This window comes from Neisseria zoodegmatis, from assembly GCF_900187305.1.
Classification (GTDB): domain Bacteria; phylum Pseudomonadota; class Gammaproteobacteria; order Burkholderiales; family Neisseriaceae; genus Neisseria; species Neisseria zoodegmatis.
In genome coordinates this window covers 356,561-372,740 of the sequence record NZ_LT906434.1, presented here as the reverse complement: position 1 = coordinate 372,740, position 16,180 = coordinate 356,561, and the positions used below count along the sequence as shown (strand labels likewise).

The 16,180-nt window shown below is 50.8% G+C and carries 7 protein-coding genes, 2 tRNA genes and 3 rRNA genes; 1 reads left to right on the top strand and 11 read right to left on the bottom strand.

The window, feature by feature from the left end:
• Window positions 1-166 precede the first annotated feature (166 nt).
• The 8 genes from CKV66_RS01810 to CKV66_RS01770 form a co-directional block, all read right to left on the bottom strand.
• Window positions 167-478, bottom strand: a complete 312-nt coding sequence (locus CKV66_RS01810; RefSeq protein ID WP_095197819.1) for a ComEA family DNA-binding protein — start codon at window positions 476-478, stop codon at window positions 167-169.
• Window positions 479-840: 362 nt separating this feature from the next.
• A 5S ribosomal RNA gene (gene rrf / locus CKV66_RS01805) occupies window positions 841-953 on the bottom strand.
• Window positions 954-1,091: 138 nt separating this feature from the next.
• Window positions 1,092-3,978: ribosomal RNA gene (locus tag CKV66_RS01800) — 23S ribosomal RNA — on the bottom strand.
• A gap of 328 nt (window positions 3,979-4,306) precedes the next feature.
• Window positions 4,307-4,382, bottom strand: a tRNA-Ala gene (locus CKV66_RS01795).
• Window positions 4,383-4,431: 49 nt separating this feature from the next.
• Window positions 4,432-4,508: transfer RNA gene (locus CKV66_RS01790), tRNA-Ile, on the bottom strand.
• A gap of 171 nt (window positions 4,509-4,679) precedes the next feature.
• A 16S ribosomal RNA gene (locus CKV66_RS01785) occupies window positions 4,680-6,220 on the bottom strand.
• The 16S, 23S and 5S rRNA genes sit together here with 2 tRNA genes alongside, the layout of an rRNA operon.
• A 409-nt stretch (window positions 6,221-6,629) precedes the next feature.
• Window positions 6,630-6,956 (bottom strand): FKBP-type peptidyl-prolyl cis-trans isomerase, encoded by a 327-nt coding sequence (locus tag CKV66_RS01775; RefSeq protein WP_085364323.1) that lies wholly within the window; start codon window positions 6,954-6,956, stop codon window positions 6,630-6,632.
• A gap of 105 nt (window positions 6,957-7,061) precedes the next feature.
• Window positions 7,062-7,295 (bottom strand): DUF2061 domain-containing protein, encoded by a 234-nt coding sequence (locus CKV66_RS01770; RefSeq protein ID WP_085364324.1) that lies wholly within the window; start codon window positions 7,293-7,295, stop codon window positions 7,062-7,064.
• 151 nt (window positions 7,296-7,446) lie between these two features.
• On the opposite strand from CKV66_RS01770, the gene CKV66_RS01765 reads away from it, so the two are divergent.
• The gene (locus CKV66_RS01765; protein ID WP_085364325.1) at window positions 7,447-8,397 is read left to right on the top strand and encodes a D-2-hydroxyacid dehydrogenase; all 951 of its coding nucleotides are present in this window, start codon (window positions 7,447-7,449) and stop codon (window positions 8,395-8,397) included.
• A 92-nt stretch (window positions 8,398-8,489) separates the two neighbouring features.
• On the opposite strand, the gene CKV66_RS01760 is transcribed toward CKV66_RS01765, so the two are convergent.
• From CKV66_RS01760 to CKV66_RS01745, 3 genes are all read right to left on the bottom strand, one after another.
• Complete coding sequence (locus CKV66_RS01760) at window positions 8,490-9,470, bottom strand: glycosyltransferase (RefSeq protein WP_085364326.1); 981 nt, start codon at window positions 9,468-9,470, stop codon at window positions 8,490-8,492.
• 252 nt (window positions 9,471-9,722) lie between these two features.
• Window positions 9,723-12,302 carry a DNA mismatch repair protein MutS gene (gene mutS / locus CKV66_RS01755; RefSeq protein WP_085364327.1) on the bottom strand — a complete coding sequence of 860 codons (2,580 nt, stop codon included), beginning with the start codon at window positions 12,300-12,302 and terminating at the stop codon, window positions 9,723-9,725.
• Window positions 12,303-12,721: 419 nt separating this feature from the next.
• A complete protein-coding gene (locus CKV66_RS01745) occupies window positions 12,722-15,208 on the bottom strand; it encodes a pilus assembly protein (RefSeq protein ID WP_158087796.1) in 2,487 nt (828 codons plus the stop codon).
• Window positions 15,209-16,180 lie beyond the last annotated feature (972 nt).

Below are 16,180 nucleotides of genomic sequence, written 5' to 3'. Positions count from 1 at the left end.
GCACTGTCGTCCTTCTGCCGTTACTTTTTTAACGTTGTCATAACCGACACCGGCATTCTTCCCCCGCCCAAAACGAAGCGGCCGGACACTCCCGCATCCGGCCGCTACCTATGTCTATTTAACCGTCACCGGCATCAACTACCGACGACGGCAATCCCAGCATTAATCAGCGCTTCTCTTTAGCCTTCTCCTTCAGCGCCGGCACCGCCGCTTTGGCCGGCTTCTTACCACCGCTCACCGTTGCTTCATCGCGCAGCTTGGCTAAAATACCCTCGCCGATACCCTTCACATTCTTCAAATCGTCAACACTCTTAAACTGACCGTTGTGCTGACGGTACTCCACAATCGCCGCCGCCTTCGACGGACCGATACCCGGCAGCGCCTTCAATTCCTCCGCCGTCGCCGTATTGATATTCACCGCCGCCAGCGATACCGCCGACCACAACAGAGCCAGCGCACCCGCTAAATATTTCTTCATCTTCTAAATCCTTCTTGATGGTTTTCCGTAACGTGTCATACCTGCGGCCTCTACCAACAGGCAATATACCTCACACTGCCCGCACAGGCAGTCCGAACCATCATAAACAGATTCCCAACACCCTTCAAATACTTTTAACTATAGTTACTATATACATAGAGAACATTGTCTCTCCCCAACAACAAGCTCGTCTTTCCATTACAGCTCTGCTCTCTTTGCTCCGCTACAACCAACCTTCTTCTGTATCCATTCTGCACAAACCTACCGGCAAACCAACCTTCTGAAACACCCATATTCAACTGTCTTGGCAAATCAAAATACTAAAACCCCCGATACGCAAGTATCGGGGGTTCGAAATAAGTGTCTGGCAGTGACCTACTTTCACATGGGTATCCACACTATCATCGGCGCTGAGTCGTTTCACGGTCCTGTTCGGGATGGGAAGGCGTGGGACCAACTCGCTATGGCCGCCAGACGTAAACTGTACAAATCGGTAAGCCGTTATGGAAGCTCGCTTCCACTTATTTATTCTTTAATCAACGGTGATGTGTATCAGCCTCACAAGACTGATGTAAGCTTATTCAAAGAAACTATCCAAAGTCCTTCAAATGATAGAGTCAAGCCTCACGAGCAATTAGTATCGGTTAGCTCCACGCATTGCTGCGCTTCCACACCCGACCTATCAACGTCCTGGTCTCGAACGACTCTTTAGTGCGGTTAAACCGCAAGGGAAGTCTCATCTTCAGGCGAGTTTCGCGCTTAGATGCTTTCAGCGCTTATCTCTTCCGAACTTAGCTACCCGGCGATGCGACTGGCGTCACAACCGGTACACCAGAGGTTCGTCCACTCCGGTCCTCTCGTACTAGGAGCAGCCCCCGTCAAACTTCCAACGCCCACTGCAGATAGGGACCAAACTGTCTCACGACGTTTTAAACCCAGCTCACGTACCACTTTAAATGGCGAACAGCCATACCCTTGGGACCGACTACAGCCCCAGGATGTGATGAGCCGACATCGAGGTGCCAAACTCCGCCGTCGATATGAACTCTTGGGCGGAATCAGCCTGTTATCCCCGGAGTACCTTTTATCCGTTGAGCGATGGCCCTTCCATACAGAACCACCGGATCACTATGTCCTGCTTTCGCACCTGCTCGACTTGTCGGTCTCGCAGTTAAGCTACCTTTTGCCATTGCACTATCAGTCCGATTTCCGACCGGACCTAGGTAACCTTCGAACTCCTCCGTTACTCTTTGGGAGGAGACCGCCCCAGTCAAACTGCCTACCATGCACGGTCCCCGATCCGGATCACGGACCTGGGTTAGAACCTCAAAGCCACCAGGGTGGTATTTCAAGGACGGCTCCACAGAAACTGGCGTCTCTGCTTCTAAGCCTCCCACCTATCCTACACAAGTGACTTCAAAGTCCAATGCAAAGCTACAGTAAAGGTTCACGGGGTCTTTCCGTCTAGCAGCGGGGAGATTGCATCTTCACAACCATTTCAACTTCGCTGAGTCTCGGGAGGAGACAGTGTGGCCATCGTTACGCCATTCGTGCGGGTCGGAACTTACCCGACAAGGAATTTCGCTACCTTAGGACCGTTATAGTTACGGCCGCCGTTTACTGGGGCTTCGATCCGATGCTTGCACATCTTCAATTAACCTTCCAGCACCGGGCAGGCGTCACACCCTATACGTCCACTTTCGTGTTAGCAGAGTGCTGTGTTTTTAATAAACAGTCGCAGCCACCGATTCTCTGCGACCCTCCAATGCTTACAGAGCAAGTCTTTCACATCAAAGGGCATACCTTCTCCCGAAGTTACGGTATCAATTTGCCGAGTTCCTTCTCCCGAGTTCTCTCAAGCGCCTTAGAATTCTCATCCTGCCCACCTGTGTCGGTTTGCGGTACGGTTCAATTCAAACTGAAGCTTAGTGGCTTTTCCTGGAAGCGTGGTATCGGTTACTTCATGTCCGTAGACACTCGTCATCACTTCTCGGTGTTTAAAAGACCCGGATTTGCCTAAGTCTTCCACCTACCGGCTTAAACAAGCTATTCCAACAGCTTGCTAACCTAACCTTCTCCGTCCCCACATCGCATTTGAATCAAGTACGGGAATATTAACCCGTTTCCCATCGACTACGCATTTCTGCCTCGCCTTAGGGGCCGACTCACCCTACGCCGATGAACGTTGCGTAGGAAACCTTGGGCTTTCGGCGAGCGGGCTTTTCACCCGCTTTATCGCTACTCATGTCAACATTCGCACTTCTGATACCTCCAGCAACCTTCTCAAGTCACCTTCATCGGCCTACAGAACGCTCCCCTACCATGCACTAGGTGCATCCGCAGCTTCGGTTACAGATTTGAGCCCCGTTACATCTTCCGCGCAGGACGACTCGACCAGTGAGCTATTACGCTTTCTTTAAATGATGGCTGCTTCTAAGCCAACATCCTGGCTGTCTGGGCCTTCCCACTTCGTTTACCACTTAATCTGTCATTTGGGACCTTAGCTGGCGGTCTGGGTTGTTTCCCTCTCGACAACGGACGTTAGCACCCGCTGTCTGTCTCCCATGATTGCACTTTCCGGTATTCTTAGTTTGCCATGGGTTGGTAAGTCGCAATGACCCCCTAGCCATAACAGTGCTTTACCCCCGGAAGTGATACATGAGGCACTACCTAAATAGTTTTCGGGGAGAACCAGCTATCTCCGAGTTTGTTTAGCCTTTCACCCCTATCCACAGCTCATCCCCGCATTTTGCAACATGCGTGGGTTCGGACCTCCAGTACCTGTTACGGCACCTTCATCCTGGCCATGGATAGATCACTCGGTTTCGGGTCTACACCCAGCAACTCATCGCCCTATTAAGACTCGGTTTCCCTACGCCTCCCCTATCCGGTTAAGCTCGCTACTGAATGTAAGTCGTTGACCCATTATACAAAAGGTACGCAGTCACCCAATTAATAGGCTTCCACTGTTTGTATGCATCAGGTTTCAGGTTCTATTTCACTCCCCTCCCGGGGTTCTTTTCGCCTTTCCCTCACGGTACTGGTTCACTATCGGTCGATGATGAGTATTTAGCCTTGGAGGATGGTCCCCCCATATTCAGACAGGATTCCACGTGTCCCGCCCTACTTGTCGTATACCTAGTACCACTGATGAAATTTCGAATACGGGGCTATCACCCACTATGGCCAAGCTTCCCAGCTTGTTCTTCTATCTCAACAGCTATCATATACAGGCTCCTCCGCGTTCGCTCGCCACTACTTACGGAATCTCGGTTGATTTCTTTTCCTCCGGGTACTTAGATGGTTCAGTTCTCCGGGTTCGCTTCGCTTATCCTATGTATTCAGATAAGGATACCGTACAAAATACGGTGGGTTTCCCCATTCGGACATCACCGGATCATAGCTTTATTGCCAGCTCCCCGATGCTTTTCGCAGGCTTACACGTCCTTCGTCGCCTATCATCGCCAAGGCATCCACCTGATGCACTTATTCACTTGACTCTATCATTTCAAGAACCTCTCTGACTTCGTTGTTTCGGCGTTGACTACCTACCCAACTTGAAGTCTTTACTCTGACAAAGCTTACTGCTTGTTGTGTACCGAACTGTGCCTTTTGTGTTTCACAGTTCAGTCGATACAATCATCACCCAAATACTGCGGCTTACCTGTTACAGTAAGCCAACATTGTCTTTGTTTGTTGATTTCGGCTTTCCAATTTGTTAAAGATCAATGCGTTTTACATGAAACAAACTTTTGTCTCAAACTTCGCAAATTAAAATGAGCTGCGCATTGTAGCAGCTAACTTTAATTTGTAAAGTCTTTAAATGTTTGGTGGAGGCAAACGGGATCGAACCGATGACCCCCTGCTTGCAAAGCAGGTGCTCTACCAACTGAGCTATGCCCCCATACTCTTACTCAAGTATCGATACTGCTTACTCTTGCTTTGAGAATGTCTGGTGGGTCTGGGAGGACTTGAACCTCCGACCCCACGCTTATCAAGCGTGTGCTCTAACCAGCTGAGCTACAAACCCAAGGTCTCTTTGCTTTCCAATATGCCAACAACCATCCTTCTTAATCCGAATAACCTTTTCGGTCATGCTCGGCTTAAAAGTAATTCATGCAGCACATCTTCAAGCTTAAACGCATCTTTAATATCACAGTTTACCGATAAGTGTGAGTGCCTCTCAGCCTCTTTTCTCTAGAAAGGAGGTGATCCAGCCGCAGGTTCCCCTACGGCTACCTTGTTACGACTTCACCCCAGTCATGAAGCATACCGTGGTAAGCGGGCTCCTTGCGGTTACCCTACCTACTTCTGGTATCCCCCACTCCCATGGTGTGACGGGCGGTGTGTACAAGACCCGGGAACGTATTCACCGCAGTATGCTGACCTGCGATTACTAGCGATTCCGACTTCATGCACTCGAGTTGCAGAGTGCAATCCGGACTACGATCGGTTTTGTGGGATTGGCTCCACCTCGCGGCTTGGCTACCCTCTGTACCGACCATTGTATGACGTGTGAAGCCCTGGTCATAAGGGCCATGAGGACTTGACGTCATCCCCACCTTCCTCCGGCTTGTCACCGGCAGTCTCATTAGAGTGCCCAACCAAATGATGGCAACTAATGACAAGGGTTGCGCTCGTTGCGGGACTTAACCCAACATCTCACGACACGAGCTGACGACAGCCATGCAGCACCTGTGTTACGGCTCCCGAAGGCACTCCTCCGTCTCTGGAGGATTCCGTACATGTCAAGACCAGGTAAGGTTCTTCGCGTTGCATCGAATTAATCCACATCATCCACCGCTTGTGCGGGTCCCCGTCAATTCCTTTGAGTTTTAATCTTGCGACCGTACTCCCCAGGCGGTCAATTTCACGCGTTAGCTACGCTACTAAGCAATCAAGTTGCCCAACAGCTAATTGACATCGTTTAGGGCGTGGACTACCAGGGTATCTAATCCTGTTTGCTACCCACGCTTTCGGGCATGAACGTCAGTATTATCCCAGGGGGCTGCCTTCGCCATCGGTATTCCTCCACATCTCTACGCATTTCACTGCTACACGTGGAATTCTACCCCCCTCTGACATACTCTAGTCACCCAGTTTCAAACGCAGTTCCCAGGTTGAGCCCGGGGATTTCACATCTGACTTAAGTAACCGTCTGCGCCCGCTTTACGCCCAGTAATTCCGATTAACGCTCGCACCCTACGTATTACCGCGGCTGCTGGCACGTAGTTAGCCGGTGCTTATTCTTCAGGTACCGTCATCAGTCATGGGTATTAACCACAACCTTTTCTTCCCTGACAAAAGTCCTTTACAACCCGAAGGCCTTCTTCAGACACGCGGCATGGCTGGATCAGGCTTGCGCCCATTGTCCAAAATTCCCCACTGCTGCCTCCCGTAGGAGTCTGGGCCGTGTCTCAGTCCCAGTGTGGCGGATCATCCTCTCAGACCCGCTACTGATCGTCGCCTTGGTAGGCCTTTACCCCACCAACCAGCTAATCAGACATCGGCCGCTCGAATAGCGCAAGGTCCGAAGAGCCCCTGCTTTCCTTCTCAAAGCGTATGCGGTATTAGCCATCCTTTCGGACAGTTATCCCCCACTACTCGGTACGTTCCGATGCATTACTCACCCGTTCGCCACTCGCCACCCAAGAAGCAAGCTTCTCTGTGCTGCCGTCCGACTTGCATGTGTAAAGCATGCCGCCAGCGTTCAATCTGAGCCAGGATCAAACTCTTATGTTCAATCTCTAACTTTTTAACTTCTGGTCTGCTTCAAAGTAACTGACAGACAATGTATAATCTTGTCTCTCTGTTTTTGTCGCAGTGTGAGGCCTAAAGACACTCACACTTATCGGTAATCTGTGTTGTTAAAGAACGGTTGCTGCTGTGTCAGCAGCGAAGAAACCGAACTATACACACCCGCCCGCACCCCCGTCAATAACCACAACGCAAAAAATTACAACGGAAATCACATATCGCTGTTTATTATGGAAATTATTTTAGACAACTTTACCCAACGCTTGCACAATACCGCGAACTTTTAATCTAAACACCAACGCACCATCCTCAATCCAAATGCGCCAAACACTCTAAGGCCGTCTGAAAAAAGAATTTTTCAGACGGCCTTTGGCATTTTAGGCGCTGCCTAATGTTATTCGTACACTTTCAACAACTCAACTTCGAAAATCAATGTGGCATTGGGCGGGATGACTCCGCCTGCTCCGTGGGCGCCGTAGCCCATTTCGGGAGGAATGGTCAGTTTGCGTTTGCCGCCTTCTTTCATTCCGCCGAATCCTTCGTCCCAGCCTTGGATGACTTGGCCTACCCCGAGGGTGATGGTTAGGGGTTGGCGACGGTCGAGGCTGGAGTCAAATTTGGTGCCGTCTTCCAGCCAACCGGTGTAATGTACGGTAATTTCTTTGCCTTTTTCGGCTTCTTTGCCGTGGCCGGTTTGGATGTCTTCAATAATCAGGCTCATGTTTTTCTTTCATTTTTGAGTTTGGTATGGGAAGGCAAAGAATAACACAGGGTTGATTGGGGGAAAACTTTTGCTTGTTTATTGCGCGGGGCGTGTGTTGCTTCGTTATCTGTCTGCGCCTACGCATTGGTGCAGCGGGAAGCGGCTGGCTTCGGAGCGGATGTTTTTCTTACGCTCATAGCGGTTCCATGCTTTTTCGTGGAAATAGAATACGAAGGTATTGGCAATCGGCTCGATAAGGGCTACTGCGCCGGAAATGCCGATACTGCCTGTGAGTATATAAGCCACGCTGAATGCTACGCCGAAGTGTAGAATGGCGAAGGTAATGGTTTTCAACATTGTGTAGTGTCCTTGTTTGATGGCTTGAGGCCGTCTGAAATGGTAATCTTTGCTATCTTAATGATAAGCAGACTCGTTTTGAATTTGATTCTGACAATACATATTTAGCTATTTTTTATCATTTGTATAATTTCAATAGCAAAGGATAATCATGTCTATTTTGAAAATAATCGTCTTGGATCGGGGTACGTTGGTAGAGCGGCCTTTTGCGTTTGATTTTGCCTACGAACTTCAAGAGTATGTTTATACGGAAAATGAAGATGTCGGTGCCCGTATCAAGGGGGCGGATATTGTTGTTACGAATAAAACGGTGATTACTGCGCAACATATTGCCGACAACCCTCAACTGAAGCTGATTGCGGTATCGGCTACGGGTATCAATAATGTGGACGTTGCCGCAGCCAAAACTGCCGGAGTATCTGTGTGCAATATTCGTGATTACGGCAATGATTCGGTTGCCGAACATGCTTTTATGCTGATGATTACTTTGATGCGTAACCTACCTGCTTATCAGCGCGATATGGCGGCGGGCATTTGGGAGCAATCGTCTTTTTTCTGCCATTTCGGCGCACCGATGCGTGATTTGAACGGTAAAACGCTGGCCATATTCGGGCGGGGCGGTATCGGCACGAAGCTGGCGGATTACGCGCGGGCATTCGGGATGAACGTGGTGTTCGGGGAACACAAAAATGCGCAATTCGTGCGCGACGGCTATCTGCCGTTTTACGAAGCATTGCGTTGCGCCGATGCGGTGTCGCTGCATTGCCCACTGAACGAGGAAACCGCGGGGATGATAGGGGAAGCGGAGTTGCAACAGATGAAACCGGGCGCGCTGCTGATTAACTGCGCGCGCGGCGGTTTGGTGGATGAAACGGCTTTAGTGGCTGCGCTGAAATACGGTCAGCTCGGCGGCGCAGGGGTGGATGTGTTAACCGAAGAACCGCCCCGCAACGGCAACCCGCTTCTGAAAGCGCGCCTGCCTCATTTGATTGTGACGCCGCATATGGCTTGGGGCAGCATTGAGGCGCGCAACCGTCTGTTTGATATTCTGACGGAAAACATCAATCGGTTTGTGGCAGGTCGTCCGCAGAATTTGGTTTGAAAAGAGTGCCGCTCTATTAAACCGCGCGAAAACATTAGAGGCCGTCTGAAAACTGATTTCAGACGGCCTCTAAAAATTGACGGGCGAAAAATCTATACAAATTTTCTTAAGAGATTGAACGCGCCGGTTTCAACAGTCAAATTGAGCAGGGATTTGTTTCTAAACAAACTGCACAGCATTCTTACCGGCATGCGGTTATTGAATTTGCTCGGATAATTGGCCATTTTGAAGTCGTAGTCCACATCCTGCAAACGGCTGAAAAATTCCTGTTTGCCCACTTTCAGCTTCAACATGTTGACAATATAAATAAACGAAAACGAATCACGTATTTCTTTCAAGCGGTTATACACGGCGGAATCACGACGGCTTTCTGCCAGCTTGGTATAGCCTTTAACTGCTAAAGCAACATCATCGAGGAATTTTTGATTTTGTGCTCTGTTGCGTTGCGCACGCATGGCCGAATCGGGATTGTCCACATAATCGTAAACCTGTTCGTCGCTCACCATGATTTTGTTGCTTTGGAGCAGATAAGCCAGCACAAACAGCCCGTCTTCAAGATATTTCATGCCTTCGGTAAAGCGCAAGCGGTTGTTTTCAATAATGCTGCGCTTGTAAATATAGCTCCACACATAAGACACAAACGGGAAATCGAGCATGAATTTATCGGTATCGAGCGTTTGATTATGGTTCGAAACGGGATAGCGGCAGTTGAAATGCAGAGCATCAGCGTCTTGCACACATATGCTGTTGAACAAGCCGGCCAATTTGACCGCATCGATATTGTCATCGTGATCCATAAACATCACATATCTGCCGACGACATGATCCAGAGCCTGATTGCGTGCGCGGCTGACTCCGCCGTTTTCGCACTCAATCAGTCGGCAGCAGGCTGCTAACTCTTGATGTGTATTCAGGAAATGATGCAGTTTTTCAGAAGTATCGTCGGTCGAACCGTCGTTCACAATAACGAATTCCACACCTTCAATGGCTTCGTAGAGATTTTTGATATTTCTGCCTAAGTTTTCAATAAACTTCCCACCGTTATAAATAGGAATAATGAAAGACAAATTCATGATGAAAATCCTTGTCACGAGCCGTGAAATCTAGATATCAGATACCTCCGGAAACAGCCGGGAATACATAGGTTTTAAAGCCAAACCACACAGGCTGCCAACTTAGCGGCGGTAGTCTTATTAAGAAGCTTTATCAATAAAAGGACTGGGTTTCAAATGAATAGTTCCTTGTTGATACAGTCGAACACTAAATCATTGTTCGGTCATTATCAACATAACGACCATCCGGTTTTCAGACGGCCTCTATCCATTCTACCCCGCCATTCCTTTCAATTTATATATCCAATCCAAGGCCTCGCGCGGGGTCAGCTCGTCGGGGTTGACCGCCTGCAAGGCTTCCAACGCGGGATTGGGAGCGGCGGGCGGCTCGGGGGGCGTTTCGTTTTCCTCCCATGCCGTATCTTCGTTTTCAGACGGCATCATATTGAAAATATCCATCTGCGGGCGGTTGGCGGCGGCTTGGGCTTCGAGTTCGTTCAAATGCTTGTGGGCGGACTTCAACGCGCGGGCGGGCAGGCCGGCGAGTTTGGCGACGGCGATTCCGTAGCTTTTGCTGGCGGGGCCGGGTTCGATGTGGTGCAGGAACACGATGTCCTGCCCTTCTTCCAATGCCGACAAGTGCATGTTCACGGCGGTGGCATGGGCTTCGGGCAGGCGGGTCAGCTCGAAATAATGGGTGGCAAACAGGCTGAACGATTTGTTTTTCTGAATCAGATGTTCGGCGATGGCTTGCGCGAGAGCGAGGCCGTCGAAGGTGGAGGTGCCGCGGCCGACTTCGTCCATCAACACCAGCGATTGTTCGGTGGCGTGGTGCAGAATGTAGGCGGTTTCGCTCATTTCCACCATGAAGGTCGAGCGGTTGCCGGCCAAATCGTCGGACGCGCCGATACGGGTGAAAATCCGGTCGATAGGGCCGATTTTGGCTGCGTCGGCAGGCACGAACGCGCCGGTGTGTGCCAGCAGCACAATCAAGGCCACTTGGCGCATGTAGGTGGACTTACCGCCCATATTGGGGCCGGTGAGCAGCATCAGGCGGTGTTTGTGGTCGAGGGCGGTGTGGTTGGCGGTGAAGTGGCGCACTTGCTGTTCGACGACGGGATGGCGGCCGTTGTCGATTTCGATTAAGGGGTAATCGGCAAACTCGGGGCAAACGTAACCGCGCTCTTCGCTGTGTTTGGCAAAGGTGGACAACACGTCCAGCGAGGCGGCGGCTTTGGCGGCTTTTTGCAGCTGCGGTAAGGCCGTCTGAAGTTCTTTCAGCAGGGTTTCGTAAAGCTGTTTTTCCAATGCCAACGCCTGCTCTTGCGCAGTCAACACTTTGTCTTCAAAGGTTTTGAGTTCAGGTGTGATAAAACGCTCGGCGTTTTTCAGCGTTTGGCGGCGTTGGTAATCGGCCGGTGCTTGTTCGGCCTGTACTTTGGAAAGTTCGATATAAAAACCGTGCACGCGGTTGAACTCTACTTTTAAGGTAGATAAGCCGGTGCGCTCGCGTTCGCGGGCTTCGAGGGCGAGCAAAAATTCGTCGCCGTGGTTTTGGATATGGCGCAGTTCGTCCAATCCGGCGTGGAAGCCTTCGTTGATCACGCCGCCGTCGCGCAGCCAAACCGAGGGTTCGGGCAGAATCGCGGCTTGCAGTTTTTCGGCAATCGGCAGGGTTTCGGGGAACACGTTTTGCAGGGTTTGCAGCAAACTGCTGCCGCCGGTGGGCAGTTCGGTTTCGGCCAAAACAAACAGGCTGTCGCGCAATGCGGCCAAATCGCGCGGGCGGGCGTTGCCCACAGCGATGCGGGCGGCGATGCGTTCGATGTCGGCAATGTTTTTCAGATGGCCTTGCAGGTCTGCATAATGGTTTTGCAGTTCCAACACCGCCTGCTGACGCGCCTGAATATGGGCGCGGTTGCGCAGCGGATGGTGCAGCCACAAAGCCAGCAGACGGCTGCCCATATGGGTGGCGCAGTCGTCGAGCACGGAAAACAGCGTCGGCGATTTTTTGCCGGTGAGCGTTTGGGTGATTTCCAGATTGCGGCGGGTAGCGGCATCCATGCCGATATATTGGTTTTCGGTTTCGAGCGAGAGTCCGTCGAGATGCTGCGGCAAATGGTTTTGGGTGAGGCGGATATAGTTGAGCAGTGCGCCGGCGGCACCGATGGCGGCGGCATGGTCGTCCAAATTCAAGCCGAAACCGAGCAAATCTTGGCTGCCGAAATAATCGGTCAGCAGCTTGGCGGCGGTATCGGCGGCAAACTGCCAATGGTTCAGCCGCGTGATATTGGCCGCCTGAAGCGGCGGTGCGTTTTTACCGTCGGGCAGCAGAATTTCGGCGGCCTGCAAGCGGGCAAGTTCGTCGGGCAGTTTGTCGGCGGTGGTGAGTTTGACTTTGAATTCGCCGCTTTGCAGCGATGCCCACGCCAAGCCGATGTGCTTTTTGTCGGCACACACGGCTACGATGCGGTTGGTTTCTTTGTCTTCGAGAAACGCGCTGTCGGTGAGCGTGCCGGGGGTAACGATGCGCACCACTTTGCGCTCCACCGGCCCTTTGCCTGCGCCCACTTCGCCGGTTTGCTCGCAAATCGCCACGCTTTTGCCCATTTTCACCAGCCGCGCCAGATACTGTTCGGCGGCATGAAACGGCACGCCCGCCATCTTGATCGGCTCGCCGTTCATCTGCCCGCGCGTGGTCAGTGTGATGTCGAGCAGCTTGGCCGCTTCCACTGCGTCGTTGAGAAACAGCTCGTAAAAGTCGCCCATGCGGTAAAACACCAGCTTGTCGGTGTGGTGCGCTTTGATGTCGAGATATTGCTGCATCATCGGGGAAACGGCGGGTTTGGTCATTTCAGACGGCCTTGTGGTGTGAATCTTGAAGATGCGTATTGTAGCAAACGGGAAAAGGGTTGAGGCCGTCTGAAAAAGCTGGGGCGGTATTCTTACGAGTAGGATAAAAGCGGGAGGAATTATCGGGCTGAGACTTTTGCAAAACCCTCAAATGTAAGTGCAGTTCAAGGGGTAGCAGTACAGCGAGTGCAGACATATCTATAAGATAGGCAAACGAGCGAGCAGCGCACAACGCAGAAATGCGCTACAGATGAGGGTTTGGCAAAGGTCTCGGGCTTTCTGCCTCTGTTTCTTTCAAGGGCATCCAAGCTTGGCGATTGCTTTGTTTATTGATGATTGGGTATATGCCGGGATGAAAAACTTAAGAGGCCGTCTGAAATATTTTCAGACGGCCTGTTGCTCTTACAATTGGGCAGCTTTTAGAAAACCTCGCGCCATGCGATACGTTTCACTGAGGTTTTCGGGCAATAGAATTTCAACACCTCCACACCGGTTTCGCTGCTGCCTACCGGCGCTTCGCAGCTTGTTCTGCGCTCTGCTACCGGTGCGCCGAGTTCGGTGGCTCTGCCGCTTGACGAGCCGCCGAAGATGCTGCGCTCAAAGCCGCCGGACTGAACTTTGATCGAAGCCAAGCTGCCGGCGCGGTATTCGCCGATGTGGTCTAAGTTGTCTCTCATGATGCGCAAAGCCACCGGACGGCTGCCTGATTCGGCATCCAAGGTCATGATGAAACCCGAAGTTTGGGTTGCACCGGTTGCCGTACAGCTTTGTTGTACTTCTTGGACGGGCGGCTGGAAAACGGTTGTGCTGAAGATAACCGTGCCGCCTTTGCTTCTGCTGCCGCCCAAACCGGGTTTATCAACCACGCGTTCGCCGTTAGCCGTTGCCGCGCCTTTTAATTCCATAAACCAGCCGCGCTGCCCGCTTGTTAGACGGCCTCGGCTATCTTCATTCAAAGTGCGGATGGTTTTGCCGTTTACCGTAGCTTGGATAAAGTTGCGGCGGACAAGCTCTGTGCTCGAAGGTGTGAGCGGTGTTACTTCGTCGCCTACATCTTCTTTATCGGTTAAGGCATCTTGAATGCCATACAGCCGCTGCACGCTGTTGTCCTGCAAATCGCTGGCATACAGCTCGCTACCCGTGCCAAACAATACGGTAACGCGTTTGCTTTTCGGATTGCGGTACACTTCCGGCGCGGCGGTAATAGGCTGCGATTCATTGCCTTTGAAAATGATTTCGGCATTCCATTTGGAAGATTCGGCACGGAAATCGAAGCGGTACACGTTGCCGTTTTGATCGCCTGCATAGCCTACGTCAAACACACCGTCGTCGTCGATATCCAATCCGGTTACAGCAGTCAGGCCGCGCGGTGCATTGGTTTTCACGTTATCAGCTTTGCTCAAATTACCTACACTGATGCGCTTGATGATTTTGCCGGGTTCGCTATTGCTGTTAACGCTATTAGGCTCTGTTTTGCCTGCTTCCAAGCCTAAGCTGTCCAATACATAAACCGATGGTGCGGGATAAGTGGGATTGCCGTTCCTATCGCTGCCGTTTGAAGGCGGATTAAAGCCGCTGCCCAATACGGTTGCATAGAAAATATCGTCTTTGCCTGTATAGGAAGCGGCTTTGGCGGCCGTGCTGCCCTTGCGTGCCAAACGTCCGTTAAACGGCTCGCCAAACAAGTGGCCGATTTCAGCATCTGCTTGATGAGCCTTACCTATTTGGGCGGAAGAAGTATCCCACAAAGGCACGCCGAAATAATCGGCCTGGCCGGAAGTGCCGCCGCCGGTTCCCGAGCCTTTCAACCATGAAGGACTATCCGCATCCAAACCTACCACATGACCGCCATTGGTTTTACCGGCGATATTCAACGCATAGGCCGCTCTACCGCCTTCGCCAAGCGTGCCTGTCATAAAGACACGCGTGCGGTCTTTACTTGACGCATAGGTTTCGTACCAACTGATTTGGCCGTTAACCAAATTAACATGCTTCGCACCGCCATAATCTTTTTGAGCCGTTTCTACCAAACGGGTATTAACCGTTTTTTGCCCTTGCTTGGCCATGCCGGGAATATATTGGAATACGTCGGTATAAGCATTGGCAGCTGTATTACCATCCTGCTTTTTGAAGATATGCACCATACCGTCGTTGGAGCCGACCGCTAAATATTTGCGCTCGTTGCCTTGCACACCCATCGCAACCAAATTGCCCAACGAATCGCCCAAGTAGCGGTTTTGGTTGTCTTGATTGCTGTGGTTGCGTACGCGGTAACCCCAAGCAGGATTATCCTCCGTGCCTTCGCGGGTCAGCCAGCTTGCCAGCTTGCGCCATGCGCTCGGGTCGGCATCGGTTAAGCCGAATGTGCTGTTATTAAGGTCTCGTACCGTACCACCGTTACCTGTACGCAGATAGCGCGGGCCGCTTGCCGTACTGATCACACTCACAGACTGATTTGAATCATATGTAGGCAAAGTATATTGGCTGGGGCTGATGGCGCCTGTTTTTTCATTTACCCGATAGAAACGCAGTTGACTCGACCAATCTTCAGTATTCAACGATAAGGTTTCCGCCATATTAATCGGACGGTTTGACGCCGGCGACGAAACACTCGGCGTAACACCGGTAAAAGGTACGGATGCCACGGTGGCATTGGCCACAATTTTATTTAAGGCATCTTTGAGCGCACTGCGCGAAAATGCAGAGAAATACTCGCCACCACCTACGGAAGCGGTATTTTTCAACACCGGAATATCCAAACCTAAGCCGATAGTATAAGTATCGATGGTCTGCTTGCTGAATTTAGGATCGTCAAACGATACGCCTTCTTTATCATTTTTGCTGCTTATCAAGTCTTTTTGGTGGGCAATACCTGCAAAACTCGCAATACCGTATTCACTGTACATGTGACAGGTATTATCTCTAGCACAATTCCGTGTTGATACCTTTCTACACTCGCCTGCAGGCTCATAATTTTTTGAACCACCCTTGTCTTCTTTTGTACAGGAGCTATTATTGGCCTCACTCCGCCATTCCTCCCATTGATTGGTAGCGCGGGGGCCAAACAAAGGATCCTGCTCTAAATAATCGGTAAATTTTAAGAAACTACCGCCCCTTGCATCACGGACAAATCTACTGTTGAAATGGTAACCTTGCCGGTTGTAGCCGTCCGGCTCGCCATCCGATATGTAAACCAAAAGGTTTTTTTGACATCGGTACTCGATAGGCGATTGATAATTTTTACTTTGATTCAATTCCTTATTCGAATCATGGTAAAGCGGTAATCCTAAATAATAACGGACTAATTCATAATAAGACGAAGTTGTCGGTGTCGGACCACCCCATTCCAAGTTTTGGATAGTTTTTTTTAAATCCGTAATATGACCTGACGTCGGATCTTGGATTGGTTTAACAATTTTGGCACCATGCACTCCACCCGGAAAAGTTGCCAATCCCCAACGGAGATGGGGATTATTTTCAATGGCCTCGATAGCCGCAGCTTTCGCAACCTCACCCCTTGTATCCTCGTGCCCTGCCGGAAGGTCTTCTTTCCCTGTTTTAATATTAAATCTCATACTGCCGGACGTATCGACAAACAGTAAAACATTAGGCTTGATTTGCGACTTTCCGCCGGTCATTGACAATGGAACGGCAGGATATGCGCCTTCGACTGCGCCGAAAGCCGGTGGGCAGGCCAAAGCACATGCAACCGCCCAATGAGACGGTTTAACGGAGAAAAGCCTTTTCCGTGCAGAGAGTTTCATGCGTTTTCTTTCTTAGTATTCGATTTAGTGTTTTGATTTTATTAAAATAAACAATAAGTATTTTTTACATTTTCAAGCTTATACAGAAGCTGCCGGGTGGCTTTTAAGTACAAA

Excerpts from the sequence above, each read along its gene's own strand:
- CKV66_RS01810 (WP_095197819.1), bottom strand. The coding sequence starts at position 478 with ATGAAGAAATATTTAGCGGGTGCGCTGGCTCTGTTGTGGTCGGCGGTA.
- CKV66_RS01775 (WP_085364323.1), bottom strand. The coding sequence starts at position 6,956 with ATGAGCCTGATTATTGAAGACATCCAAACCGGCCACGGCAAAGAAGCC.
- CKV66_RS01770 (WP_085364324.1), bottom strand. The coding sequence starts at position 7,295 with ATGTTGAAAACCATTACCTTCGCCATTCTACACTTCGGCGTAGCATTC.
- CKV66_RS01765 (WP_085364325.1), top strand. The coding sequence starts at position 7,447 with ATGTCTATTTTGAAAATAATCGTCTTGGATCGGGGTACGTTGGTAGAG.
- CKV66_RS01760 (WP_085364326.1), bottom strand. The coding sequence starts at position 9,470 with ATGAATTTGTCTTTCATTATTCCTATTTATAACGGTGGGAAGTTTATT.
- mutS (WP_085364327.1), bottom strand. The coding sequence starts at position 12,302 with ATGACCAAACCCGCCGTTTCCCCGATGATGCAGCAATATCTCGACATC.
- CKV66_RS01745 (WP_158087796.1), bottom strand. The coding sequence starts at position 15,208 with ATGTACAGTGAATACGGTATTGCGAGTTTTGCAGGTATTGCCCACCAA.